The sequence below is a fragment of the Spirosoma gilvum genome (assembly GCF_054776815.1).
In genome coordinates this window covers 653,662-680,037 of record NZ_BAAHBH010000001.1, presented here as the reverse complement: position 1 = coordinate 680,037, position 26,376 = coordinate 653,662, and the positions used below count along the sequence as shown (strand labels likewise).

Annotated in this window: 14 protein-coding genes; 3 read left to right on the top strand and 11 right to left on the bottom strand. The window is 49.2% G+C overall.

Annotation, left to right across the window (positions count from 1 at the left end; translation table 11 throughout):
- Positions 1-201: 201 nt before the first annotated feature.
- Positions 202-1,641 carry an MOP flippase family protein gene (locus ACYVFD_RS02730; protein ID WP_461088216.1) on the top strand — a complete coding sequence of 480 codons (1,440 nt, stop codon included), beginning with the start codon at positions 202-204 and terminating at the stop codon, positions 1,639-1,641.
- Positions 1,642-1,791: 150 nt separating this feature from the next.
- Here the strand turns inward: ACYVFD_RS02730 and ACYVFD_RS02725 are convergent, their stop codons facing one another.
- Positions 1,792-3,111 carry a glycoside hydrolase family 2 TIM barrel-domain containing protein gene (locus ACYVFD_RS02725; protein WP_461088215.1) on the bottom strand — a complete coding sequence of 440 codons (1,320 nt, stop codon included), beginning with the start codon at positions 3,109-3,111 and terminating at the stop codon, positions 1,792-1,794.
- Between the two features lie 164 nt (positions 3,112-3,275).
- Between ACYVFD_RS02725 and ACYVFD_RS02720 the strand changes: the two genes are divergently transcribed.
- Positions 3,276-5,834: a glycosyltransferase family 2 protein gene (locus tag ACYVFD_RS02720; protein ID WP_461088214.1), complete on the top strand. Its 2,559-nt coding sequence runs from the start codon at positions 3,276-3,278 to the stop codon at positions 5,832-5,834.
- Positions 5,835-5,862: 28 nt separating this feature from the next.
- Here ACYVFD_RS02720 and ACYVFD_RS02715 read toward each other — a convergent pair whose 3' ends face one another.
- The 5 genes from ACYVFD_RS02715 to ACYVFD_RS02695 all read right to left on the bottom strand — a co-directional run bounded on the left by ACYVFD_RS02715 (position 5,863) and on the right by ACYVFD_RS02695 (position 21,325).
- Complete coding sequence (locus ACYVFD_RS02715) at positions 5,863-9,963, bottom strand: non-ribosomal peptide synthetase (RefSeq protein WP_461088213.1); 4,101 nt, start codon at positions 9,961-9,963, stop codon at positions 5,863-5,865.
- Between the two features lie 3 nt (positions 9,964-9,966).
- On the bottom strand, positions 9,967-16,692 hold the full coding sequence (locus tag ACYVFD_RS02710; protein WP_461088212.1) for an amino acid adenylation domain-containing protein: 6,726 nt from the start codon (positions 16,690-16,692) through the stop codon (positions 9,967-9,969).
- A 199-nt stretch (positions 16,693-16,891) separates the two neighbouring features.
- Complete coding sequence (locus tag ACYVFD_RS02705) at positions 16,892-19,084, bottom strand: GumC family protein (RefSeq protein WP_461088211.1); 2,193 nt, start codon at positions 19,082-19,084, stop codon at positions 16,892-16,894.
- Between the two features lie 10 nt (positions 19,085-19,094).
- The gene (locus ACYVFD_RS02700; RefSeq protein ID WP_461088210.1) at positions 19,095-19,796 is read right to left on the bottom strand and encodes a TolC family protein; all 702 of its coding nucleotides are present in this window, start codon (positions 19,794-19,796) and stop codon (positions 19,095-19,097) included.
- A gap of 335 nt (positions 19,797-20,131) precedes the next feature.
- Positions 20,132-21,325: a glycosyltransferase family 2 protein gene (locus tag ACYVFD_RS02695; protein ID WP_461088209.1), complete on the bottom strand. Its 1,194-nt coding sequence runs from the start codon at positions 21,323-21,325 to the stop codon at positions 20,132-20,134.
- Positions 21,326-21,613: 288 nt separating this feature from the next.
- On the opposite strand from ACYVFD_RS02695, the gene ACYVFD_RS02690 reads away from it, so the two are divergent.
- Entirely contained in the window at positions 21,614-21,868 is a 255-nt protein-coding gene (locus ACYVFD_RS02690) for a hypothetical protein (RefSeq protein ID WP_461088208.1), read from the top strand.
- A 119-nt stretch (positions 21,869-21,987) separates the two neighbouring features.
- Here ACYVFD_RS02690 and frr read toward each other — a convergent pair whose 3' ends face one another.
- From frr to dusB, 5 genes are all read right to left on the bottom strand, one after another.
- Positions 21,988-22,548, bottom strand: a complete 561-nt coding sequence (frr, locus tag ACYVFD_RS02685; RefSeq protein WP_461088207.1) for a ribosome recycling factor — start codon at positions 22,546-22,548, stop codon at positions 21,988-21,990.
- An 84-nt stretch (positions 22,549-22,632) separates the two neighbouring features.
- Positions 22,633-23,361 (bottom strand): UMP kinase, encoded by a 729-nt coding sequence (gene pyrH, locus ACYVFD_RS02680; protein ID WP_461088206.1) that lies wholly within the window; start codon positions 23,359-23,361, stop codon positions 22,633-22,635.
- 130 nt (positions 23,362-23,491) lie between these two features.
- On the bottom strand, positions 23,492-24,445 hold the full coding sequence (locus ACYVFD_RS02675) for a sugar phosphate isomerase/epimerase family protein (protein WP_461088205.1): 954 nt from the start codon (positions 24,443-24,445) through the stop codon (positions 23,492-23,494).
- An 18-nt stretch (positions 24,446-24,463) separates the two neighbouring features.
- Complete coding sequence (locus ACYVFD_RS02670) at positions 24,464-24,964, bottom strand: acyl-CoA carboxylase biotin carboxyl carrier protein subunit (protein ID WP_461088204.1); 501 nt, start codon at positions 24,962-24,964, stop codon at positions 24,464-24,466.
- Between the two features lie 243 nt (positions 24,965-25,207).
- Positions 25,208-26,203: a tRNA dihydrouridine synthase DusB gene (gene dusB / locus ACYVFD_RS02665; RefSeq protein ID WP_461088203.1), complete on the bottom strand. Its 996-nt coding sequence runs from the start codon at positions 26,201-26,203 to the stop codon at positions 25,208-25,210.
- Positions 26,204-26,376: the final 173 nt, after the last annotated feature.

The window sequence follows — 26,376 nt, the reverse complement described above, 5'->3', positions numbered from 1 at the left end:
TTTTCGACTATCTGTGGTACTCCATATGAACCAATAACTCAAAGTAGGACCACTAAGTGTAACGAATTGACGAAAACGAAGTCTTAAGTAAAAAGCCTTATAAGTAGTGAAATTCCGCACCAGCAGTTGTTGCCTTAACCGGTAAGAACTGGATGTAGAAAATTCATCAACCTATACGATTTGCTAACCCATAAGTTTTAAATGAGTAATACACAAAAGGCAATGAACGGGGGCAAGTGGATTACCGTTTCGACGGGCATCGCTACCCTTTTTCAATTCATACAAGTGGCCGTTCTGGCTCGCGTATTAGCGCCTTCCGATTTCGGCATAGTCAGCGTCAGCAACCTGATTCTTGCCTTTTTTCAGGTCTTTGCGAACCTTGGCTTTGCGAACTCCATCATTTATAAGCAGGAGAGCGACCGAAACGTTTTATCGACGCTCTACTACCTGAATCTGCTGGTGGGCTTCGTGATTTTCATTGTTATTCACCTTTCTAGCCCGTCCATTATTGCTTTTTATCACGAGCCCAAGCTGGCCCAGGTTTTAAACTTATCGTCGTATTATTTCGTGATCGTCTATTTCGGGCAAATCTATATGTTCCTGCTCGAAAAAGAACTCCGGTTCAAATCCGTTGCCATTATTGACATCACGGGTTCGGTATTAGGCACAGCGGTTACCGTCACGCTGGCATATAATGGTTACCATGAGTTATCGCTCATAATCGGTTCGCTCGTATCACAAACGACCCGCTCCATTTTGCAGATTGTGTTTGGCTTTCAGTTCTTTACCCCTAAGCTGTATTTCAACATCCGTACCATAAAAGAACACCTGCGATTTGGTTTGTATAACATGGGTGATGGCTTCCTGGGTTACGTTCAATCGAATACGGATAATATTTTTCTGGGCGGTATGCTCGGGGTTAAAATGTTGGGCTATTACACGGTGGCGTACCAGCTTTGTGTGTTTCCGATCATGAAGCTCAACCCGATCATTTTGCAGGTCGCCTACCCGATTCTGGCCCGAATGAAAGAAAATACCAGTGAGCTACGGAAGTCGTATCTGAAGATTCTGGACTTTATCAGCTATTGCAATCTGCCCCTTCTGGCGGGTCTGTTCATTACGGCCGATACCGTTGTTCCGCTAATCTATGGGCCGGGCTGGGAGAAAAGTATTGAGTTGATCCAGATATTCGTGTTCGTCGGTATTTTCATTTGCCTGAGCCACCCATTGTATACCGTCGCCTTTACAAAAGGCAAGCCGAGTCTATTATTTTATCTCAATCTAGGCACCTTGATTGTCAAAATTCCTTTGGTTTACCTGTTCGGTACCTATTGGGGGGTTACGGGAATTGCAATGGCCTTTCTGCTGACGACTTTTCTGAACATGGTCGTGAATTTTGGTATGGTCAACTACCTGATCGGCGACTTTTTCGGCGACTTCCTGAAAAATATTGTCAAACCCATAACGTTTTGCCTGATTATGGTGGCCATTATCAGCCTGTACAAACTACTTATCGGGTACACTGGCCCTGTCAATGCATTCGCCGAAATTGCCATTGGAGGAGCAATTTATGCCGTACTGACACTGGCCTATAAGCTTTCTCTCGACCAGATAAAATCCTACCGCCAGGGCCTTTTATAGCTGTACAACGGAGTGGTACGCTGTTAAATCTATGAGTTGTGAGTGAAGACAGGTTCCTAAACCTGCCTGGTGAGGTCTCTCAAAACCGAACTAAGGACAGATTCTCAAATCTGTCCTCACAAAAGCGTTCTGGTTATAGCCGCTGTAGCTTTACTGATTCGTGTTGCCTGCTGTTACCAGGAAAGGCACGTTGGCCGTAGCTACGTGATGATGGGTGTCGTAGACAAACACAAACAACCGATACGTTCCTGGTTTGAGGGGGAGTGAAAACCCTATCGAATTTGCTCCCTTCGGCCGAATCAACCCATCAACGGACTGAATAGGCGTATCGATGTAGTCGGCCGTTCGTCGGGCAGCAGGCTTGATTTCCCAATAATAGGCTAGCGAATCGGAATCGGGGTCAGTGGCTAAAACCTGAGCCTGATGAATTCCGCTTTTATCGGACCAGCTAGTAGTTAATTTGATTGACCCATCAATGCGTAGTTGTTGAACGATCGGAGCCTGATTAGCGGGAGGTTGTTTGGTCCATAGTTCCTGCATCAGTCCCACTAGCGAGGTTTCCCGGCCCTGTTCATCAAACATGCTGAACCAGGTATGCGTATCCTCCTGCTTGGCACCCCAATAAAACATGTACGATCCAAGGCAATTGGTTGGACGGGAACCGATGTACTGCGTGTATGTTTGCCTGATAAATTCATACTTCTGCTGGCTTGTCGGCTCAATAGTCGTCTCCCAGGGCGTATGTGGCTCTTCCCAGTAGCCTTTGGCCCCAAACTCCGAAATTAGATAGGGTTTCGTCCAGCCGCCTTCTTTCAGGTATTGACTTACCGATGAAATAGTGCCGTACACATTAAACGAAAGGATGTCAATTTCCGGGCAACGCTCGCGCACGAGCCAGATAGCCCGACCACTATCGGGGGCAATGGCTGTTGTGACCGGATGATTGGGATCGAGTTCATGAATCATGGCCGCGATGCGGTTGACTTCATCAAAAACACCGAAATTGTTGGCATCCTGCGCCCACTCGTTCCCTACGCACCACATCAGTAAGGCCGGGTGGTTGCGGTATTTCAGCACCGTTTTTCGGATCTGCTCAAACTGTTGGTCAACCGCCTGTCGGTCATGATAATCGAATCCGTCTGCCTCCTTTCCTACCCAGATACCAAACAACACCGTTAAATCCAGTTGCTGAGCCTGAGCCAACATCTGGTCGGCATCCAGATCGTCCCAGATTCGGATCGAGTTACCCCCGCAGGCTTTCAGACGCTCAAAATGGCTCTTGCCGCCCGCTCCCTGAATAAAATAAGGCTGCCCATTTCGTACTAACTCATACGATTGCCCAGTCCAGCGAATGGCAGTCGGTTTATGAGTCGATGAAGTTTCTGCCTTCGAAGCTGTTGAACTATGGCACCCGGACAGCAGATAGCCCGCCAGCAGCGTGAATATTAGTAGACCAGTTCGTATCAACACAGAGTCAAAATTTATCCTTCATCAATTTTGACTCTGAATATTTTTTAAAGTCATAAAAGATAGGAATTACGCTGTACATTTAACGAATCACGGTTTGCTATACTTCTGACTTTCAAATCGTTGATAAAGGTCAAATCGTACAGCGCAGTTCGGATCTAACCCATATGAACTGGCTTACTTATCTTCACCGTTCACCGAACGCTGACTACAACTTTGCCTATAAAAAAAGTGACAGGCAACCCATTCAGATTCTGATCATCGCGGGTCTGTTGTTTATTGCCGCTTTTTTAGGTGTGTATTTGCAACCAGACACTCGCGGCTATAGCTGGCTGTTTGCCCTGTTGACCGTATCGGTGTGCTTCAAGCTCTTTCGTCTGCTCCACGAATGGTACCATTACTGGCACGTTAAGCCTTCTGTTCCTCCCTCCGTTACCCGAACCTGGCGAGTCGATGTGCTGACGACCTACTGCCCCGGCGAACCGCCCGAGATGGTGATCAATACGCTACGTGCCATCCAGGCAATGGACTATCCGCATACGACCTACCTCTGCGACGAAGCCGATGATCCTTACCTGCGCCGAGTGTGTGCCGAAATGGGCGTGCGGCATGTTACACGAACGGATAAAAAGGATGCGAAAGCGGGTAATATCAACAATGCGCTCCGGCAGGCCACCGGCGAAATCTGCCTGGTCATTGATCCTGACCACGTACCAGCCCCCGACTTTCTGGATCATGTATTACCTCATTTTGAAGATCCAGCCGTAGGCTTTGTTCAGTGTGTACAAGGGTATTACAATCACAAGGAAAGCCTGGTTGCCTATGGGGCCGCCGAACAAACCTATACGTTTTATGGCCCCATGATGACCTGCATGGGCAATTACGGAACAGCACAGGCCATTGGGGCCAACTGTACATTTCGACGGGCTGCGCTAGACTCCATTGGGGGCCATGCCCCAGGCCTGTCGGAAGATATGCACACGGCTATGCTTCTACACGCCAACGGGTGGAAATCTGCGTATGTGCCGCTGCCCCTTTCCTACGGTTTGGTACCCAGTACCTTATCGGCTTATTTTAAGCAGCAGCTCAAATGGGCGCGGGGTACGTTTGAGTTGCTGGTTACGACCTACCCGCGAATCGTTGGGAAGTTATCGTGGCGGCAACGGCTTCATTATCTGACCATGCCCTTGTATTATCTGCTGGGTATGGTGCAACTGCTTGATCTTCTAATTCCAATAATTTCGCTGGTAACGATGCGGCTGCCGCTTCATCTGGACCTCCTGCTGTTTGCTACTGCCTATCTGCCCTTGCTGCTCACCGCGTTTCTGATCCGTCAGTATTCGCAACGATGGCTTATTGAAAAACACGAAGCGGGTTTTCATATTTTCGGGGGCATTTTAAGCAGTGGCACCTGGTGGGTCTATGTTCTGGGGCTGATCTATACCATTTTCCGCGTTGAAGTGCCCTATCTGCCTACGCCCAAACAGGACCAGCCACGAAATAATCTGGTACTTTGCTTACCCAACCTGGTGATGATTGTGCTAACGCTGGGTGCTATTGGCTATAGTATTTACCACTACGGCCGATTTGCGGTCAGCAACATTTATTCACAGCTCATGATTGGTTTCGGGCTGCTCAACGTCGTCATTCTGAGTCTGAATGTGCTGATTGGCCAGGAGGTCTGGCTGGCACGGGTAAAAGCATGGATAGCACCCCGAATTTCGTTTCAGCGTCCGGTTTTCTGGCCCTTACGGATTGCATTCTGGCACCTGCGTTATGGATTTTATCGCTGGCTTCGGCTTTCGGCAGTACCCTTATTTGTCGTATTACTGGTGGGCACAACCGGTTTGGTAGCTTATACCAGTCATAAAAAAACGGCGAAACTTCCGTATGACCTTCGGTATGCAACCACGCAGTCGTTTTATTACGGGCTGGAACCTGCCAACGAACCTGTTCGTAACTCCATTCCAGTACCGGACAAAATCATTGTTCCGCAGCATCTGGCCTGGACCTTCGACGGAAATGGCTCATTGAGCCTACCAGGCTGGCCGACCTCATCCAGTCAATTACCGTTAATTTATCTGGAACCAACCTTTACCCAGGCTCCAGTACACTCGGTTCAGTCGGAGACGGCATTACAGGTCTTTTTGCGTAACCTCTGCCGGGGTAAGTACAACGACAGGTTGACAGGATTTACCAATGCGCTGAAAAATTATAAGCAACCTTTGCTTCTTTGCTTTGCTCCCGAATTTGACGACACTACGCACCATTGGGGTACCCGACAGGAAGAGACGCTGAAATTATACCGGCAAGCCTGGCAGTATCTGGCTCGATATTGTCGCGAACAGCAGCTAACCAATGTAACCTGGGTCTGGTGTCCGACAAAGCCCTCGACCGTTGTAGATTATTATCCAGGAGGGGATTCGATTGATTGGATAGGACTCAATATTACCAATAAGCCCTTTTCGAACGACGATCAGCAGATCCACTCCTTTGCTGCTCTTTATCAGTTAATGCACAATACCATTCGGCTACACATAGCCTACAGCATCCGGCAAAAACCTATTCTGGTTACGCACACGGGCACAAATGCATCAGGATTGGTGGAGCGCAGATGGTTACATGATGCCCTGGCGATGATTAATGAGCGCTATCCCGAAATACGTGGACTGATTCTCAATCCGCAACAGGCCGACGAGTTAAAGCGGAGCCATTACAACGAATGATAGAACCGCACCGGTGCGGTTCTATTTGTTATGCATTATCGAGCGCCTTTTGTAGCGCTTCGGCAAAGGCTTTATCATTAGGCGGCAGGAGCATGAGTTGATGGTCGCCCGGAACACTATGGACGCGTACTCCTTTTCTGGCATATTTTTTCCAGCCCAGGTACTTACTGTCATCTACAAAATAGAGTCGTATCTGCGCTTTAAACAGGTCCACGATACCGTCATAGGGCTTCATGGTGTAATTGGCAAACGCATACTCGTGTTTTTCAATGATCTTATTCAGATGCTCCATACCCACTACTTCAGGTTCGGGCTCCTGACGTTTACCCATTGCTTTTAACAGGTAATCGATTTTCCCTTCTACGTACCCCTGCTGATACTTGAGTGTCTGAACGGGGTTTTGAATCAGTGACCTGGTAAACCAGATAAACTTGGGAAACTGTCGCAATACCTTCCGCACCAACCAGTCGCCAAATGACCGATTCATGTCTGATTCCTGGGCATTGGTATCGAACATAGCCAGCATTTTCACCTCTTTTCCCATGGCTTTCAATTGTCGGGCCATCTCCAGCGCCACGTACCCCCCAAACGAGTAGCCAGCAATAGCATAGGGTCCATCAGGATTTTGTTCCAGTACTTCGCTTAGGTAGAAAGCAGCAATATCGTCCATGTTGTCCAGCGGTTCATCCTTACCATCCAGACCCTTTGCCTGAAGTCCGTAAATAGGCTGCTCCGGGTCCAGATAACTAATCAAACTACTGAAATTCAAGAGATTCAACCCAATTCCATGAATGATATAGAGCGGTACTTTATTGCCTTCGGGCCGAATAGGTACCAGCGATTTCCAGGTAGTCGGCTGATCGTTCGTTTGCAGCAACTGGCCCAGTTTCCGAACTGTCGGATACGTCAGCAATATCGATAAAGGCAGCCGTTTTCCGGTTTCTTTCTCCAGTTGGGTCATTACCTGAACGGCAATCATCGAGTGGCCGCCCAACTCAAAAAAGTCGGTATCAATATCAATCTGGTCGAGCATCAACGCTTCCTGCCAGATAGCGGCAATCACTTTTTCGGTTTCAGTTGACGGAGCCGTGTATTTTCTGTGCTCCACTGCCAACATAGAGACCGGTTTGGGCAGCGCATTTTTATCAATTTTACCATTCGGGGTAATGGGCAACTGGTCTAGACTGACAAAATCCGTCGGAACCATATACGATGGCAAACTTTCCTGTAACTGCGACCGCCAGACCAGAATATGGCTTCGGAAAGCTTCCTCGTTCAATGGCGGATTTGTAACCAGATAGGCAATCAATCGCTGATCGCCGGGTCGGTCTTCGCGAGCTACCACTACCGCTTCGCGAATACCCGGTTGGGTCACCAGCGCATGTTCAATTTCGCCCAATTCGATCCGGTAGCCCCGCACCTTCACCTGCTGGTCGATACGACCCATGCAATGGATTTCGCCACTGGCCATGAACTTACCTAAGTCACCCGTCCGATACATCGTCCCCTTTCCTGACTTATTGAACGGGTTCGGTACGAATTTTTCCTGCGTAAGTTCGGGCCGGTTCAAATAGCCCCGTGCTACACCATCTCCCGCGATATAAAGTTCGCCAACGCTCCCTTCGGGCAACAGATTTAGGTGTTCATCCAGAATATAAACCTGGGTATTCTGAATCGGTCGGCCAATGGTAATGATTTCGTCGCTGGCCAGAATTTGCTTCCCGGTCGAATAGATGGTCGTTTCGGTTGGGCCATACATATTCCAGAGCGACCCGCAACGGGCTGTTACTTTTTGAGCCAGATCTTTCGACATAGGCTCACCACAGCAGAGTATTTTCAACGACAGGGGCTCTTCCCAGCCAGCCGCCAGCATCATTTTATAGGTGATAGGGGTAGCCTGAATGATGCTTACATCAAAAGTTGTAACCGCTTCCAGCAGCGCCCTTCCATCTTTTGCTGTTTCGGAATCGGCCAGCACCAGCGTCGCTCCTACCAGAATGGGCAGATACAACTCCAGCCCGGCAATGTCGAACGAAACTGTGGTCACGGCCAGCAGATTATCGGCCTTCGTAATACCCGGCCAGGCAATCATGCTATAGAGCAGATTCACCAGATTATGATGCTCGATCAAAACCCCTTTGGGCTTCCCGGTCGAACCAGACGTATACAGAATGTAGGCCAGATCCTTCCCCGTCACATCGATAGCCGGAGCCTCCTTTGGATACTGATCCCGTTCGGCCAGTAGATTTTCCAGCAAAACTACCTTCGTACGGCTCCCTTGATTCTCGGCGCTCGGGTAGGTCGTCTGGCCCGCCGAATGGTATTTTTTCGACGTAATCAGCATCGTAGCCGACGAGTCGGCCAGCATAAAGGCAATTCGGTCGTGCGGATATTCGGGGTCGATGGGCACATAAGCAGCCCCGGCTTTCAGGACGGCCAGCAGGGTAATTACCAAATGGGGTGAACGGTCCAGTAAAACACCCACTACAGGGGTACTTCCATTGCCTGTTGCCCCTAGCCCTTGTTTTCGGATCGCATGGGCAATCTGATTCGCCCGTTCGTGCAGTTCACGGTAGGTAACGGATTGCAGTTCTGCCTGCTTTGTAAAAATGAGGGCTGTTTTATCCGAAAACTCCCTGGCCGTTTGCTCCAGCAACTGATGCAGCGAAGCCGTGCGCGGATAGTCGGCGACGGTATTATTCCAGGCTGCCAGTTTCCGAATCTGATCGCCCTCATCAGCTAATAATATGTCTTCAATCTGAATGGAGGGATTGTCGACGATTGTTTTCAGAAGACGCTCAAATTCAGCCATCATCCGGTCGATGGTCGCTTCTTTGAACAATTGGGTATTATACGACCACTCAAAGACTAAAGACGATTTGCCGGTGGCCGCGTCACTTATGTTCAGGAATAGATCAACAGCGCCGAAATCACGGGGGTTGCTAATGAACTGGTAGTCGAGTCCATAAAAGTCCACCCCATTATCGAGCCCCATATCGACGTTGAAAATGACCGGTACCAGCGGAACACGCGAAGGATCACGAGCGATGGGAAGTTTTTTCAGAAGACCTCCAAACGTCAGCCGCTGGTGTTCGTATGCATCGAGTACAGCTTCTTTTCGCTGTTTTAGAAAATCCAGAAAGCTCAGTTCGGGTCGGGGGAAACTTCGTAGGGGCAACAGATTGACGCAATGCCCCACCAACCCCAGATAGCCCGTTGCCGACTGGCCAGACGTTGGCAAGCCCACCACCAGATCGTCCTGACCGGTTACGCGGTGCAAAAACACCTCAAAAGCTGCCATCAATGTCGTGACAAAACTGGCTCCAGCCTGGGTACCCATTTTTTTTACAGCACCCGCAAGGGCATCATTCAAAAGGTGGTCGCGCCGGTCAATGGAATACGTGCGAAGGGATGGACGCGCGAAATCGGTTGGCAAATCAAGAACCGGCACCGTGTCGCTGTACTGATTGAGCCAGAATTCCTCAATCTGACGATACTCATCACTTTGCTCAAATGCAAGCTGTTCCAGCGCATACTGGCTATAGGCGGGTGCCTCTGGCAGTTCAGGAACACGATGCCGGGCATAAGCCGAATATAAAACACTCAAATCCTGGAGCAGAATTCCCAGCGACCAGCCATCGCATACGATATGATGTCCCGTTAGGGTAAAATGATGGTCGGTATCCGATAGTTTAATCAAGCAGACCTTAACCAGAGGGCCCGTCAACAGGTCAAACACATACCGGGCATCCTGCTTCACATAGTCCGCTATGATTTGCTCCTGATCGACCTTGGATTTGCTCGAACAATCCTGATAAACCAGATCGACGGCTACCTCATCGAAAATACAAATCTGTCTGCCATCTGCACTAAAGGCCGAATGCAGTGCCTCATGACGACGCACCAATGCGTGCCAGGCTTTCTCGAAAGCGGCCCGGTCCAATAGCCCATGAAACCGTAACGAAATCGACTCGTTGAATGCCCGACTGGCATCATCGCCACCGAGTTTGCAGGTTGCCCAGATTTCGGTTTGAGGTTCCGTTGCCGGAGCCAGGCTCGCAATTTGAGGTCCCTCAAACGGATCAAAATCAACAGCAATCAGATTGATATTCGTAATGCTTTCCACCATCCGTCATTGATTTAATTCAACCTGAAGGTATTTTCCAGGCTGATCGGGGTTAGGAATAAACCAGGCAGGATTGCCTTGCTGATCCCGGCCAAGTCTGGCACCAGGGGCTGGCGGTGTATTTCTAACAACAGGTTTGCCAATTGTTTCGCTACTGTCAATACGTACTCGATCACTTTTGAAAATACCGACTTCAATCAGTTCCCTGATGCTTTCGGCAAACCGATCTATAATGGTATCGATTTCCTGTTCGGTATGGGCTTCGGTCAAAAAACAGGGAAAACCATCCCAGATGTGAATACCCTTGTTACGCATTAGCGTAAACAGTAATTCACCGTATGGAACCTCTTCCTTAAACTTTATTTTCCATAGCGAACCAAAGTTAACTACAAAGAGAGGCAGTTTCCAGTTGGCGAGGGCGGCATTCAGGCCGTCGGCAAGCCGGTTTGTTTTCCGGGTTAATTGCTGCTGTAAAGCCGGTCCCTGCGCTTTCATATACGTTAACGAGGCTTTGGCAGCCGCTAATGCCAGCGGATGTCGGACAAACGTACCGGCAAAATAGGTCACGCCCACCTCCGGTACTGACGTATCGCCATACTGCCAGAAGCCACCATCGAGCGCGTCCATAAAGGCACGTTTCCCGGCAATAACCCCAATCGGCAAGCCAGCGCCTACCACTTTCCCATAAGTTGCCAGGTCCGCTTTAATCCCAAATAGTGCCTGTGTACCGCCGGGATGGGTACGGAATCCAGTAATCACTTCGTCGAAAATAAGGGCGGTGCCGGATTTTTCGGTAATAGCCCGGACTTGTTTCAGAAACTCAACCGGCACAAACTCGGGGCGACGACTCTGAACAGGCTCAACCAATACAGCCGCTAACTCATGCGCTCGTTCGCGAATGATTTTCAGGCTTTCGTCGGTACCGTACTCCAGAATCAGCATATTCTGCACCGCTTCGGGCATGATACCAGGAGCGGCCGGGAATGATTTCATTTTCCTGGTCCCCCGAACTAGCACTTCATCAGCAATACCGTGGTATGATCCTGTAAAGGCTACAATCAGGGAACGCCCGGTGACGGTTCGGGCAATCCGCATGGCTCCGAGGACTGCCTCCGAACCGGTATTACACAGCGCCGAGCGATCCGTTCCGGTCAGCTCACAAAGTAGCTGCGCAACTTCACCGGCCAGTTCATGCTGCGGCCCTACTTCAAAACCAGCTTCGATCTGGTCGTGCAGCACCTGTTTGAGCCAGTCGGGTTGATAGCCAAACATGTTCGATCCAAACCCATTCAGTGCATCGATATACTCGTTTCCATCGATATCCCAAACCCGACTGCCCACCGACCGATTGACCACCAGCGGATAAACGATCTCTTTGGTAAGCGGTCGGAAACCGGTCACCACCCGAGGGTCGGCCATGTGAGCACGATTTTGCTGGGCGTAAGCCTTACTTTTAGCCGTTTTCAGGTTATACTGTGCTGTAACCTGCGTTAAAAACTGCCGCTGTTTAGGACTTAACTCGGAAGCCTGCCGTTCAATCCGGGCGGTTGCGCCAAAAGGTTTCTTGAGTTCTACTTTCTCCTCAGGGGTTAGATCGGCCGTCTCCATGATCGGATGCCCATTCCTGGCAGAGCTACCGTTAACGGATGATGGTGCAGGCATAACTGGAGGAGTTGGCGGAGCAATAGGCGGTGGTGCCGGTGCATAGCCTGCCTGAAGCAGTTCAATCTGCCTGGCAAATAATTGCAATTGCTGCGCAATGAGGTCCAGCGCTGGATTGGCCGACGGTGCGCCCTGATGTCCGTTTACCGCGATTGGTGCTGTCGGCACCGAAATCGGGGCCGGAGCAGGAGCAGCCTGTTGAGGTTCGGGTGGTAGTTGCTGATCGATATAGTTTGCCAACTGCTCCGGGGATGTGTATTGGCTTGTCAGTTGACGGAAGGTAATGGGTAAGCCAAACTCCTTTTTCAGGGTTAGGGATACCTGAGTCAGTAACAGCGAATCCAGGCCGATTTCCAGGAAACTGGTTTCGGGCGCAATTCCATCCATATCAATACCGGAAGCGTCTTCCAGCAATTGATTGATCCGGTTAATCAGCGTATCTTTTCTCATAGTTTTTGGTGTGGTTGTCGGCAAAACAATTGGTTGTGCTTCTGACAAGCCCTGTTGAGGTTCTTTAAGCACAGCTAACTGACCAACTAAACCTACTTGCTTATTCGTATCAATAGAGGAATGATTCGTTTGTGCAACTGGATCAAGCCAGTACCGTTTCTTCTCAAAGGCGTACGTTGGTGCATTGACCCTTACCCGCCTTTGTCCATTATAAAAAGCTTTCCAGTTGGGCTCTATACCGTTCTGATATACTTGCCCTAAGGTGGTCATCAACGACTGGCAGGCCGACGGCCAGTCGGGTAAGTTGGGCAAACCGGCTAAAACTGGGATTGGCTTCTTCCCGACCTGCTGACGAGCCAGCGTAGCCATCACATGGCCGGGACCTACTTCGAGTAGTAGTGGACTTCCTAACGCGATGATGGTATCCAGCGCATCGGAAAAGCGTACGGTCGCCCGGAGGTGGTTAGCCCAATACATTGAGTCGGTAGCCTGCGCATCGGTTAGCCACGTACCGCTCACCGTCGACACAATCGGTTTTTGCGGCCGATTCAAGGCAACCTGGGTGACGACTTTTGCAAACTCACCCACAATAGGGTCCATCATCATCGAATGAAACGCATGGCTTGTTGCCAGTGGCTGATTCGGAATTTCCTGTTCATCCAGTAGGCGGGCGAAATCGGCAATGTCCTCGTCCGGTCCTGCAACCACACAGAGCGTATGGCTGTTTATGGCAGCTATCGAAATGGTTGCTGGCAGCAATCCGACAATTGTTTCGGCCGATTTGCGTACCGAAAGCATGCTTCCACGCGGCATTTCGCTCACCAGTCGCCCACGAGCGGCTATGAGCTTTAGTGCATCAGGTAACGAAAAAACACCCGCCAGATGGGCCGCTACAAACTCGCCAATGCTATGCCCACAGAATACGGACGGCTCAATTCCCCAACTCATCCATAATTGAGCCAGGGCATATTCAGTCACAAACAGTGCCGGTTGGGTGTAGCGGGTATTCCGAAGCCGTTGCTCAGCCTCCGAATCAGGAGTTTCGGGATACATCACCTGACGAATGTCAAATTCCAGGTACGAACTCAATAGCTCCGCACAGGTATCGACAGCCGTTCTGAAAACCGCTTCGTGCTCATACAGCCCACGGCCCATGTTGATGTATTGTGACCCTTGGCCCGGAAAAAGGAAAACCAGTTCATCGGGTCGCTGGACGGCCTTCGAAACGAAGGGTTTTGCCAGTTCGGCCTGTAGCTTCTTTCCAAATTCCGACGCTGTAGCTGCTACAATAAACCGGCGATGGCCAAAGTCGGCCCGGGTTGTTTGTAAGGTAAATGCCAGATCGGCCAACGTTTGATCGTCAAATTGATCAGCAACTTCAGCCAGCTTTTGCGTATAGGCGTCCAGACTTGCCGACGTTTTTGCCGACCAGCTAATCAGTTGGGCCGGTCGACCTTCGGCCGATACGGGCCGTTCTCCATCAAATTCTTCGAGAACTACGTGGACATTGGTTCCGCCCACACCGAACGAACTGACGCCCGCCCGACGCGGTGAGAGACCATCAGACGCCCAATCGCTCAACTGGGTATTTACAAAAAAGGGCGTGCTGGCGAAGTCGATGGCTGGATTGGGTCTGCTAAAATTGATCGATGCCGGAATCTGCTTATGGTACAATCCCAGCGCCGTTTTGATAAGCCCGGCCACCCCAGCCGCCTGGGTTAAGTGCCCCATATTACTTTTGATTGAGCCGATCGCACAAAACTGCCGTTGGCTCTGCTCGCCAAACGCCTGCGTGAGTCCTTCAATCTCAATCGGGTCGCCTAATGGTGTAGCGGTTCCATGCGCTTCCACATAACTAATGGTGGCTGGATCGATAGCCGCATCCGCAATGGCCATGGCAATAGCACCCGCCTGACCTTCCGAGCTGGGAGCCGTAAAACTCCCTTTACCTCCACCGTCATTGTTTACGCCAACTCCTTTAATGACCGCATAAATCGTATCGCCGTCGCGGAGGGCGGCTTCCCGGCTCTTCAATAATACCACACCTGCGCCATCACTGAATACAGTGCCCTGGGCATCTGCATCGAACGATCGACAATGCCCATCCCGACTTAGCATGGCACCTTCCTGATACAGATGCCCGCTGTTGATAGGCGTTGTAATGCTGGCTCCGCCTGCTAAAGCCACATCACACTGGCCATTGCGAATGCTTTGCACAGCCTGCGTAATGGCCAGCAACGAAGTTGAGCAGGCTGAATACACACTAACAGCGGGGCCTTTCAGATTAAGCTGATAGGCTGTTCGTGAGGCTATATAATCTTTTTCATTCAGGGTCATTACCTGAAACGCTCCCACCTGATCAATAAGGTCTTTATGACCCGGTATATTATTCAGGTAATACGTATTATTGCCACAGCCAGCAAATACACCTACCCGACCGTCGTAATGACGCGGTAAGTATCCTGTCTGTTCCAGCGTTTCCCAGGCAATCTCCAGAAAAATACGCTGCTGCGGGTCCATCAACTGAGCCACTTTGGGCGATAGTCCAAAGAAATTCGCATCGAACTCCTCGGCGCCGTCAATAACACCCCGAGCTTTCACATAAAGCGGATCGGCCTTCAGGCTAGCCGGAATGCTGGCATCCAGTTCCCTCTCAGTAAAGAATCGGGTGGTTTCTTTACCGGCTTTGAGCAATTCCCATAGGGCGTCAATCGTACTGGCACCAGGGAACCGTCCTGCCATACCAATCACGGCAATATCCGAGTCACGAGTCGCATCGCTCCCACTTTGACGCTGCCTTGTAGGTAATCCAATTGCCGAAGCTGATTCCTCCTTAGGCTGTAAATAGGTGGCTATACCAACTATGGTTGGGTATTGATACAGTTTAGTAATCGGCAAGGTAAACTGTTTTTCTTTCAGGAGCGCTACCGTTTTTTGAGCCAGCAGGGAGTTGCCGCCCAGCTCAAAAAAGTTATCGTCTATACCTAGCTGATCAATATCCAGTAGCTCTTCCCAGATTTTGGCAATGGCCTGTTCCAGTGCGGTTTTTGGTTTCCGATAGGCGACCATCAACTCAGGCCGTTTTCGCTCTGGTGCCGGTAATTGCTTTTTATCGACCTTGCCACTTGTTGTTTTCGGCAGTTCATCTAACCACACAAAAGCCGAAGGCATCATGTACTCAGGCAGTTTTTGCGTAAGCAGCGACCGAACCTCTGACGTATTTGTCTGTCCATTGGCCGAGACCAGATAGGCAATAAGCTGCTTTTGCCCTCCCCGGCCCTCGCGAGCGACCACTACCGCCTGCTTAATATCCGGTACCTGGTTAACGACGACCTCTACCTCGCCTAATTCGACCCGGTGTCCGCGAATCTTTACCTGATCATCGCGACGCCCCAGAAAGTCAATAGAGCCATCGGGTAAAAGCCTTCCTAAATCGCCAGTTCGATACACGCGTACCGGCCCATTCTCTGGAACCTCCAGTTGGATAAACTTTTCATTGGTCAGGTCAGGCTGGTTCAGATACCCTTCGGCCACGCAGGCTCCCCCAAAACATAGCTCGCCCGTTTCGCCAATCGGACGGATATTGAGCTTATCGTCAACAACAAACAAACTGACATTATCTATCGGATACCCAATACCGGGCAACGGTGGCCATGCAGCAGGGTTTCCAGTTAGAGCTAACTGGGTAACGACGTGGCATTCGGTAGGGCCATATTGATTGAATAAAACGCAGTTGGGTAAGCCCGAAAAGAACTGAGCTACCTGTGGAGTAATTTTCAACTGCTCACCGGCCGTCATCACCTCCCGAAGCTGGGCTGGGAACACCTGCGTACTGACAGCCGCTTCGGCCAGGTATTGAAGCGCCACGAAGGGCAGAAACAACCGATTAATTGCCTGTTCATCAATAAATCGGAGCAGTGCGTTCAGGTCCAGTCGAAGCGACTCATCGATCAGCATGAGCGTGCCACCGGTAGTCAGCGTGGCAAAAATTTCCTGAAACGAAACGTCGAAACTTAGCGGTGCCAGTTGCAGTGTACGCGTACCAATACCAGCCTGTGAGTGCTTTCCTTGCCATTGCAGGAGGTTTATGAGTGGCCCATGCCCCATGCAAACTCCTTTCGGCTTACCAGTCGAACCGGAGGTATATAACACGTAAGCCATACCCAGTTGCTGTGCCGACACGGCTGGTACGGCAGGCTCACCACCCTCGTATGAAACAACCTGTAAACCTAATCGATCAAAGCGAGTTTTATCAGCCGACGTTGCCAGACACGTCTGTAATCCAGAATCTGCAATGATTTGTTGCAACCGATCATCAGGATAAGCAGGATCGAGCGGCAGATAAGCTTTACCAGCTTTTAAAATAGCCAGTACTCCGATCACCATATCCAGGTTACGGGTAGTGCTTATGCCAATAACGCTGGTCGTTGGGTCAGACTGTACGATAAGCTGGCACAGCGATTCCGCCCGTTCATTAAGCTGACGATAAGTCAGTCGATCGTCGCCAAAGAGTACGGCCACGCGATCCTGATTCGCCTGAGCAACCTGCTCAACAAGCTGTTGAATAAATGACGGGGCAATGACACTCCGACTTATGATAATATCCTTATGAGCACTCATAACTACTCAGTCAATTTCAGATTATTGGGACTCTACAGCTATATAAGGCTACTGAGTGCCCCATACGCTGAAGAATTAAACCGAAACAGATTATGCGCTTTGATTAGAGCGGATTCGTACCGAATGAGCCACTGCTAATCGTACTCCATGATCGTTTGCCCAACCATGGATTCATGAACGACTGATCTGGAATTGATGCTTACATCGCATTACGCTGAGAATACATCGAATTCTCCTGAGCAGGCGGCAATGGCTGAATGGTATCAGCCCGACGCGGCACATCGACATAATCGCCCTCGACCCGGTTCAATACCGTCAGAATAGGTTGATGGGTAACGCGTACATACATGCTCAGGAGTTGTTTCTCAGCCCTTCCCCAAGGGCTGTTGGCATCAATCACTAATAAGGATAAAGCGCTGCTTTTGAGCAGATAAACTGGAATCTGATTATTGATCAGAGCGGGTAATTCAAGAATAATTCGGTCAAACTGCGAGGGTTCGAAGCCGTGGGTATAATCGAGCAGGTAGTCAACCCCTGTAACATTCATGAAATCAGGGCGAATCGTATACGGGAAATAGGTAATTCCCCGCTGCTGGGTACGCTGTTCTTTGCCGGTCACTCGTGGATAACAATAGGCAATCCGTTGGTCGGCATTTTCGTAGAGCTGGTTCAAACCATTGGCGACCCAGGTTTTTCCCTGTTTCGATCGAATGCTAAAAAGGGTAATGATAGGTGGGTACGGCTTGGACGTGTTTTGAGAAACCTCAATGTTGATCGCATTGAAAAGCTGCTCAAACATGCTCCGGGCTGCCATGGTGGCTTTTGTAAAGACATTTGGTTTGCGAACCGTGGGGAACAGGGCCGACACGGGCATACCGATCATCGCTTCGGCCTGCTCCGGCGACTTAATCCGTTTGTCCAGCCAGAACCGTAAGGCCGTGAGCAGCAGTGCAATGAACAGCCCCACGCCGAAACCGATGGCAATCAATTGCCAACGTTTAGAGGGCAGTGGAAGCAATGGAAAATCGGGCGCATCCAGTATTTCCAGCGTTCCGCCAATAGCTACGTCCTGTCGGCGGGTTTTTGACTGATCTACATTTTGTAACAGATCAAAGTATTCTTTTTCGGCTACGGCTAAATCCCGGTTGAGCTGGCGGAGCTGCGAACCCAACGGGCCATACTCATTGGTTTTAGTGTCGTATTCGCTCATCCGCTTCTTATACAACTCCAGCCGTGCCGACGACTCTTCGTACTCCAGCGATTTGACCAGCCGGTCGTTGGCAATCGTTTGAGCCGGAATGGCATCGGTAGAGTTGGTGGCCGCATCGTATTTCTGAGCACTCGCTTTCAGGTCGTCCGATGCTTTATTAACCTGTGCCTGCAACTGGTCGATGGTTGCTTTCGACTGCCCGTATGCTCTGGCATTCGCCAGCTTGTTTTCGGCTTCGGTCAGTTTCTTTTGCTTTTCATTCAGATCATTGTTCGCCGAACGAATACTTCCCTGCTGCCCCATCCGCTGGTTGAGCGCATCCAACGACGCTTTAGCCGCATTTCTGCGCATTAGCTCCTGATTGTATTCTGTTTGCAGAGCTTCTCGTGAGGCAGCTACGTTTTTAGCTTCTTCGTCGTAATCAAGTACCTGATGGCTTTCGCTGAAGTTACGAAGAGCCGTTTCAGCCTGAGCCAGTCTCTCTTTCGCTTTTTCTAACTTCGATTCGTAATACCCGATAACCGAGTTGGTCTCAGAGGTTTTAAGTGTGGCGTAGCGTTGGTTCAAAAACTCAATCGCATACCGCAATGTACGCTGAGCTACCCCTGGGTCATTGGTTTCGTACTCCATCTGGAGCACATCATTGGTATTCTTACGAGGTGTTGCTTTAATGCCTTCGCCCAGGTGCTGGATCGAATAGTACGAATCCGACTTCATCAACAGGCTTTTGATCGGATTATCGTACTGGGATTTGGCCAGACTGTCGACCGTTCGGCGTAACAAGGCTGAATCAGCAGCGATGAAAAACAAGTTTTCCCAACCGGGCGTAATGGCTTTATGTAATTCCTGAAAACCGGCATCACGCAGTACAAGTGTATCGGGATGCTGTAGGCGAAGGTGATCGGTAAGCAAGCTAACGGCCACCTGAATCAGTGTTTCCCGCGAGTTAAGGGTCGTCAGAATATTATCAATGGCGCTGGCCGATCGATCCTGAAAGCCACTTTGCCGATCTGATAAAAGTGAGTAACGAGAAACTAACCCGGTATAAAGTGTGGCCTGAGATCGATAGACTTTAGGCTGATTTCGGGTAACAATAAAAGCCGTTCCTGCTGCTACTACCGGAAGCAGAATGAACCAGAGCAAATACTGTTTCAGCAGGCGTAGAAATACTTCGATTGTCATACCCTTTCCCTTAATTGCGTTTCAAACGTTGAATTGGCATTCCCATTAACGCTTCAAAATAGCGTACATTCTTAATAAAACTACCTTTTGCCTGTTCCGATGCCGTTTTAGCCTGAACGTATCGGCTGGTAGTGGCCGCCATCACATCGGCCGTGATTCGTCCCTTCTGAATATCCGACTCACCTACCCGTAGGGCCGTCAGCGAAGCCTGCTCATCAATCAATAGGATTTTCAATAACTGCTGCGACGTGATCATGTCCTGATAAACGCCGATTAGCTCACGCTTCAACTGCAATTCGATGGTTTCTTTCTGAACTACAGCGGCTTTGTAATTGGAATAAGCCTGCCGAACCTGGTGTTTACGCCCAAATAGTTCATAAAGTGGGAGTCGAAGATCTACGCCTACCCGGTAGCCATTTGCAATCTGTCCGAGGGTACTTGCTCCCTTCGGATCGCCCGAGGAAACCAATATTTGATTACCGCCTGAATAGTTGGCAAATCCTGACACATTTTGTAGTATCTGTAGCTTAGCCACTTCGTGCGCTTCGCTGAGTGAATTGGCCACTTCGTTCTGATACTTAATCAGGGGATAGTGCGCTACAGCAATTTTTATCAGATCTTCAAATGGCAGCAGTTGTCCCGCTACATCCTGATTAATATCGAGATACAACGTATCATCGGCCAGGCCCGACGAAGCTCCAAACGAGACCATACCTCGAGCGTTACGGTTCTGGCCAAAACATATTGTTACTGAAAGTAGCCCGATGAGAAAAAAGAGACTAACCCGATAACTTCTATTTAAATTAAAGTTTACTAAACGGCATGCCATTTTGAACGAATTTACACAAGTCTGTCTCCTCAGGAGCCTTATCAACAAGTTTATTATTGTCTTATTTTGACAATTTATTATATCTTATAAAGCTAATTTATATCGTCTAACTAATTAGCTGCCTTATCCACCCAGGTTAGTAGGCTATTTATCTCTTTTGACTCCTTAATTTCGGCTTTGTCACACAATGGCGTAATTCTCATAAAATAGACAACCCTCTAGGGAGTCTGGGCATCGGGCGAACCAGTGTGGGGGGTATGCATAAAGCGCTTAAAGGCTTTGCGAATATTCAACAAGGCCTTTACGAAGCTTAGTAGCAGTACAGGTATGAACAAAAATTCGCGTACACTTACTCGTTTCCATAAATAAGCAGGTACGGAAATAACCAGGCTAACGCCCATAACCAGCAGCAAAACAAGCGGAATTTGCCAAAGTACTGGGTAAGGTGTCAGTATACCAATGGCTAAGCCCAAAAGCAGTAAACCCAATAAGAGGATTTTCGGCAGGATAATAGCCTGAATAATCTTGAAGCCGCTGGCAAATCGACCATGTAAAATTTCATCTACCCCTTTCCAGAAATAAAATTTCACAAACTGCCACTGAGCCGCTATCCAACGGGTACGCTGATTCTGAAACACCGCCCGATGGGCCACTTTCTCATCATAAATGAAGGCATCCTCAAGATAAGCAATCTTACACCCACTCAGTACAATGTTGGTTTCCAGCTCTTTATCATACCCACCCATGGTATGCTGAGTCGACATAGCTTCTTTCATCAACGCGGGTTCAAACGCCATACCGGACCCGATCGTTGCCGACGACAAGCCTAATACCCGACTCCCCTTCCGAAAGATATGGTTGTTGATTTCTTCGCTGATAGCATCCAGAATAGCAACACTGGTATTGATATTCTTGGCAACCCGATGTCCCTGAACAGCGCGCCACCCCTGCTCAAAAGCGTTATTGATACGGCTCAAAAAATCGGGGGCCATATGGTTATCGGCATCCGACACAACAAGTATATCATATTGACCAAGCGGCAACTTAGACAATGCCATGTTGATCGCTTTCGCTACAGTCGATATTTCAAACGATACTTCAAGAACACGGATCGGGAAGGCAGCAAGCTGGGTTAGGGTTTGCGGTTGAAAGGAATCGGCAATAACGATCAACTCATATCGATCGGATGGATAATGCTGTTTCAGGTTTTCGGTTACCGATTCAATAATTACAGCATCTTCTTTGTAGGCGGGGATTAATACGCCAATTTTTCGGAATGTCAGCGAAGCAGTAGAAGTTGCCCGATCGTCGGCCCTGCCCAATCGACCAGCGATGGCAAATACGACCCAGTACAAAACATTCGAAACAATGATTCCTAAAAAAGTACAATACAGAACGTAAATAACTGACATACAATAATGACGGCATCCAACTTGCCAGGAAAACAATATCGAACAAGCTGCTTAACCGGTTTATACATTAATGGCTAAAAATGGGCTGCTTTACGGTGCGTTACCTTTATTTTATATAAATCGCCGGAACAATCTACCACCTAATCAATATTCATCAGGCCTCCGGGAAGTAGTGATTATGGATGGCTTTTTTCACAAAATAATCCTTTCATCTTTAAGACCAGCGATTCGTTACCAAGTCACAAAAAATGACGCAACCAAAGTGCCTTACTCTCCGTATATAGGGTTATGCGCTACATTGTTGTTTTCGCTCAGGAAGAAATTGGCTACGCCGTGGGGTTTGATCACTCCGCCGACGCTGTTGATTTCTTGTATTGGGGTTACGAAGAATACGACTTGTTGCCGTATGGGATTTTCGATGTTCTGACGGGTGAGGTCTGGCCTTATGAACACCGGGGAGAACGTGTGGTCGATGTTGACGACGAATTAATTAGCCGAACGGCCAAAGACTATTTGAAAGCGGCCATCCGGCAAACAAGGTAGCCCTGTAGGGAGTATTAGGGAATATATGGATTGGGTCACTGGCGAACGTAACCCAATCGCAGACAACCAAAAAGCCGACTTGTCGTGAACAGGTCGGCTTTTTTGATCGTATGAAATGGCTATACCGCCAGAATATCTTTCTCTTTAACAACGAAAGTCTCATCGATGCGGGCGATGAAGGCGTCCGTTAATTTCTGAACCCGTTCTTCACCGACTTTGATGGCATCTTCCGAAACACCGTCTTTCCCCAGTTTACGAATGTCTTCGTTAGTGTCTTTACGGATGTTGCGAACGTTCACTTTCGCCACTTCGACTTCCTGTTTTACTTTCTTGACGAGGTCGCGACGGCGCTCTTCGGTGAGCGGTGGAATATTTAGGCGAATGAGTTCACCATCGTTGTTCGGCGACAAACCGAGGTTCGAATTGCGGATGGCTTTTTCAACTTCGCCGATCAGTTTTTTCTCGAAAGGCTTGACCGCAATTGTACGCGCATCGGGCGTCGTTACGGAAGCTACCTGATTAAGCGGTGTCATAACTCCGTAGTATTCAACCTGAATACCTTCCAGCATTTGGGGAGACGCTTTACCGGCACGGATTTTTGTTAGCTCGATGGCCAGGTGTTTGAGCGCCTTTTCCATCGTATCCTTTGCATCATCGAGAAATAGCTCGATCTCTTCCATATGTTTTTCAATTTTGAATGAGTGAATGATAGAATGAGTGAATAAATACCACCACAATCATTCTATCACTTACTCATTCTATCATTATAGTTTAGTCGTAACAAGGGTACCTACGCTGTCGTCGCCCTGAACCAACTGGAGCAGACTTCCCTGATTGTTCATGTTAAAGACAATGATCGGCAGGTTATTTTCCTGGCAAAGCGTAAAGGCAGTCAGGTCCATTACGTTTAATTTCTTTTCGTAAACGTCATCGAACGTTATCGTCGTATAGCGAGTAGCCGTTTTGTCTTTCATAGGATCGGCGGTATAGACTCCATCCACCTTGGTTCCTTTCAGCACGACATCCGCTTCTACCTCAATAGCCCGCAAAGCTGCGGTTGAATCGGTGGTGAAATAAGGATTACCGGTTCCAGCGCCGAAAATAACAACCCGACCTTTTTCGAGATGGCGAACGGCCCGGCGACGAACGTAAGGTTCACAAACCTGCTCCATTTTGATCGCCGACATTACCCGAGTATACATACCATATTTTTCCAGCGAACTCTGGATAGCCATGGCGTTGATGACGGTTGCCAGCATACCCATGTAATCGCCCTGTACACGGTCGATACCGGAACGCTCACCCGATACGCCCCGGAAGATATTTCCTCCTCCGATAACGATAGCTACCTGTACACCCAGATCAACAATTTGTTTGATTTCTTTACTGTATTGTTCAAGCACAACCGGGTCTATATTGTACCCATTAGGCCCAGCCAATGCCTCCCCGCTCAGCTTGAGCAGGATGCGTTTATACTTTGTCTGTGATGTCATGAAGGGAAGTTTTGCGGGCAAAGATAGGGAAAAGGGAGGAAAGGGAAGAAAGGGACAAATGGGAATAAAGGGATTTTCTTCAACTAGTCTTCCTCCCCTTCCTCCCTTTTTTCCCTTTCCACCTCCATTCTTACGCTTCCTGCCATAGCTCCTTTATTCGATTCATATCGCGTTTCATTGCCGTAAAGACTTCATTCTGAGGCACTGATATTTTTGTATTACCGTGCTCCGCTCCACCGACCGGATACTCGATATGGAGGGTGATGGGCACATTTACAGCGTGCTTCTTCAAAAAGGCAAAATATGTTTTGAAATCGACCATTCCTTCTCCAAGGGGGACATCCTGCACCACCCATTTGTCACCCTTTTTCGCCCAGTGAAAATCTTTGAGTGTGATGGATTTGATCTGCGGCAAGATCAACCGAAGTCCATTGGGCCAGGCTGTCCCCCCTTCAACCGTGGCATGCCGGATGTCGTACTGGACGCCCATGTGTTGTGGATTGGCTTTTTTGAGAATTTCCCAGATCTCCCAGATGTCCGATCCAACGAGTACACCCGCATGATTCTGGTAGCAGCCAGTCAGATTCAATGTCTTATTCAACTCTGCCAATGCCTGAATCTGATTCTGGTAGTGACCAATGGAATCGGGTAGAGAGCGTTTCTCATCGTATTGGTACCACTTCATCCGGTACGACTGAAATCCGAGCCTGGCGGCTGTTTTCAGAAGTCGTTGATCGGTCGTATTAGTTGCGTCGCCCACGGCGGTGGTCATCAACCGGGGAGGAAGGCCCGCTTTTCGAAGGGCTTCGGCAGCTTTCGGCAAATCGTCTTCCACGCGCTCAGGACGCACATGCCCATCGGGCCGTACAGTCAGGTCGACACCGGCAAAGCCCATAGTGGCAGCAGCATCGGCCATGTCCGAATAATTCAGAAACTGCAGGTGTTTCGAAAAGATATGGATTGGTGGCAGCGCAGCTTGCCCGGCAGGAAGGGGTGCCGAAATAGCTTCGGACAGTAAAGGAAAGGCCCCTGCGGCTAAAGCTGTCTGGGCCAGAAAACGGCGACGGGTATAACGAGTAGTCATATCCTTCTAAATACCCGTTCAGGAAAATTCTACCAATACCTGCCCCTTCTCGACACGATCACCTTTGGCTACCCGGATGGTTTTGATACTACCAGCACCAGGCGCTTTCAGCATATTTTCCATCTTCATCGCTTCCAGAATCATCAGGCTATCGCCTTTGTTGATGCTATCGCCGGGCTGTACATTTATCCCAACGATCAATCCAGGCATCGGTGCTTTCAACTCATTCACCTTGGCAATGGCGGCACTGCTCATGCCCATTTTTTCCAGCAGTAGATCGAAGCGATCTTTTAGCTGAAGCTGATGAATATGGCCATTGATTTTCAGGCTGACCGATTTCTCTGCCGCGTTCAGTTCCAGAATTTCGGCCGTGTAAGAACGATTCTGATGAAGAATATGAACGGTTCGATCGGATAATTTCGCTACGTCCCAGACGAATGGTTCGCCATTCAACGTAGGGTTGCCTGACGTAAAATCAATAGTGAATGAGGTTCCGTCGGCTAAGGCAGCGGTGTACATACAGAAATTTGGATGATGTTTGGGTTTCAGGGTTGGCGTTGACTGACAGATGTTTCATTATCAAATCTATCAACTTCGAACCTGGAACTACAAACATCAAACTTATTTATTCCCCAGCCAAATTCACATCAGGAAAATACCCATTCCTTCGTCGGTCAGCATGATTTTTAACATAATAAGAGCGAGGAGTGGGTAATAGGAAACATTCATGCGTCAGCAACTCCTACTACTCGCTCCTACATACTATGCAATAAGTATCTCTTCTGAATAGTGATCGGCAATCTCATCCAGCACAGCACTGACCGCACTATACGAATCAGTTGTCACCAGGCGCATCCGAAACGGTTTGAAATCGGGCAGTCCTTTGAAATAGTTGGCATAATGGCGACGCATTTCGAAAAGGCCAACAATTTCGCCTTTCCAGCGAATCGAGAAATCGAGGTGCTGACGACAAACGGCTACCCGATCGGCAATAGTCGGTGCCGGAAGATGCTGACCCGTTTTGGCAAAATGTTTGATCTCGTTGAAAATCCAGGGATACCCAATGCTGGCCCGACCAATCATAACCCCATCGACACCATACCGATTCTTATACTCCATTGCTTTTTCGGGCGAATCGATATCGCCATTGCCGAAGATCGGAATGTGGATACGCGGGTTATCTTTAATCCGGCCTATGAGGGTCCAGTCGGCTTCGCCCTTATACATCTGCGCCCGAGTCCGGCCGTGAATGGTCAGGGCTTTGATGCCCACATCCTGCAACCGCTCGGCTACTTCGCCAACATTTTTTGTCGAATCATCCCATCCAAGCCGGGTTTTTACCGTCACGGGCAGATGAGTAGCTTTCACGACGGATTCGGTCATACGAGCCATTTTGGGAATGTCCTGAAGCAGGGCTGCTCCCGCTCCCCGGCAAGCCACATTTTTGACCGGGCAACCGTAGTTTATATCGATCAGATCGGGGCTGACTCGACTGGCAATGCGGGCACACTCACCCATGGTTTCGACATCCGAACCAAAGAGCTGAATACCGATAGGACGCTCATACTCAAAGATATCCAGTTTCTGGACGCTCTTTGCCGCATCACGGATTAAGCCTTCCGACGATATAAATTCCGTATACATCAGGTCGGCTCCGTTGGCTTTGCAGACCGCCCGAAACGGCGGATCGCTGACGTCTTCCATGGGAGCCAGCAGCAACGGAAAATCCGGCAGTTGTATGTTGCCAATAGTAACCACGCAGGTATTGATTTGTGAAGTATGTTGACCAAATTACGATTTGTAGCCTTATTTGGTTCCGTTATTTGCCAGGCCGGTTGATTCGTACATCGTCGTTCGTACACCATACGTCCGTATATTTACACAAATTATGCAACCCGTTCATCCTTCAGAAACCTCTACTTCCCGTCCTC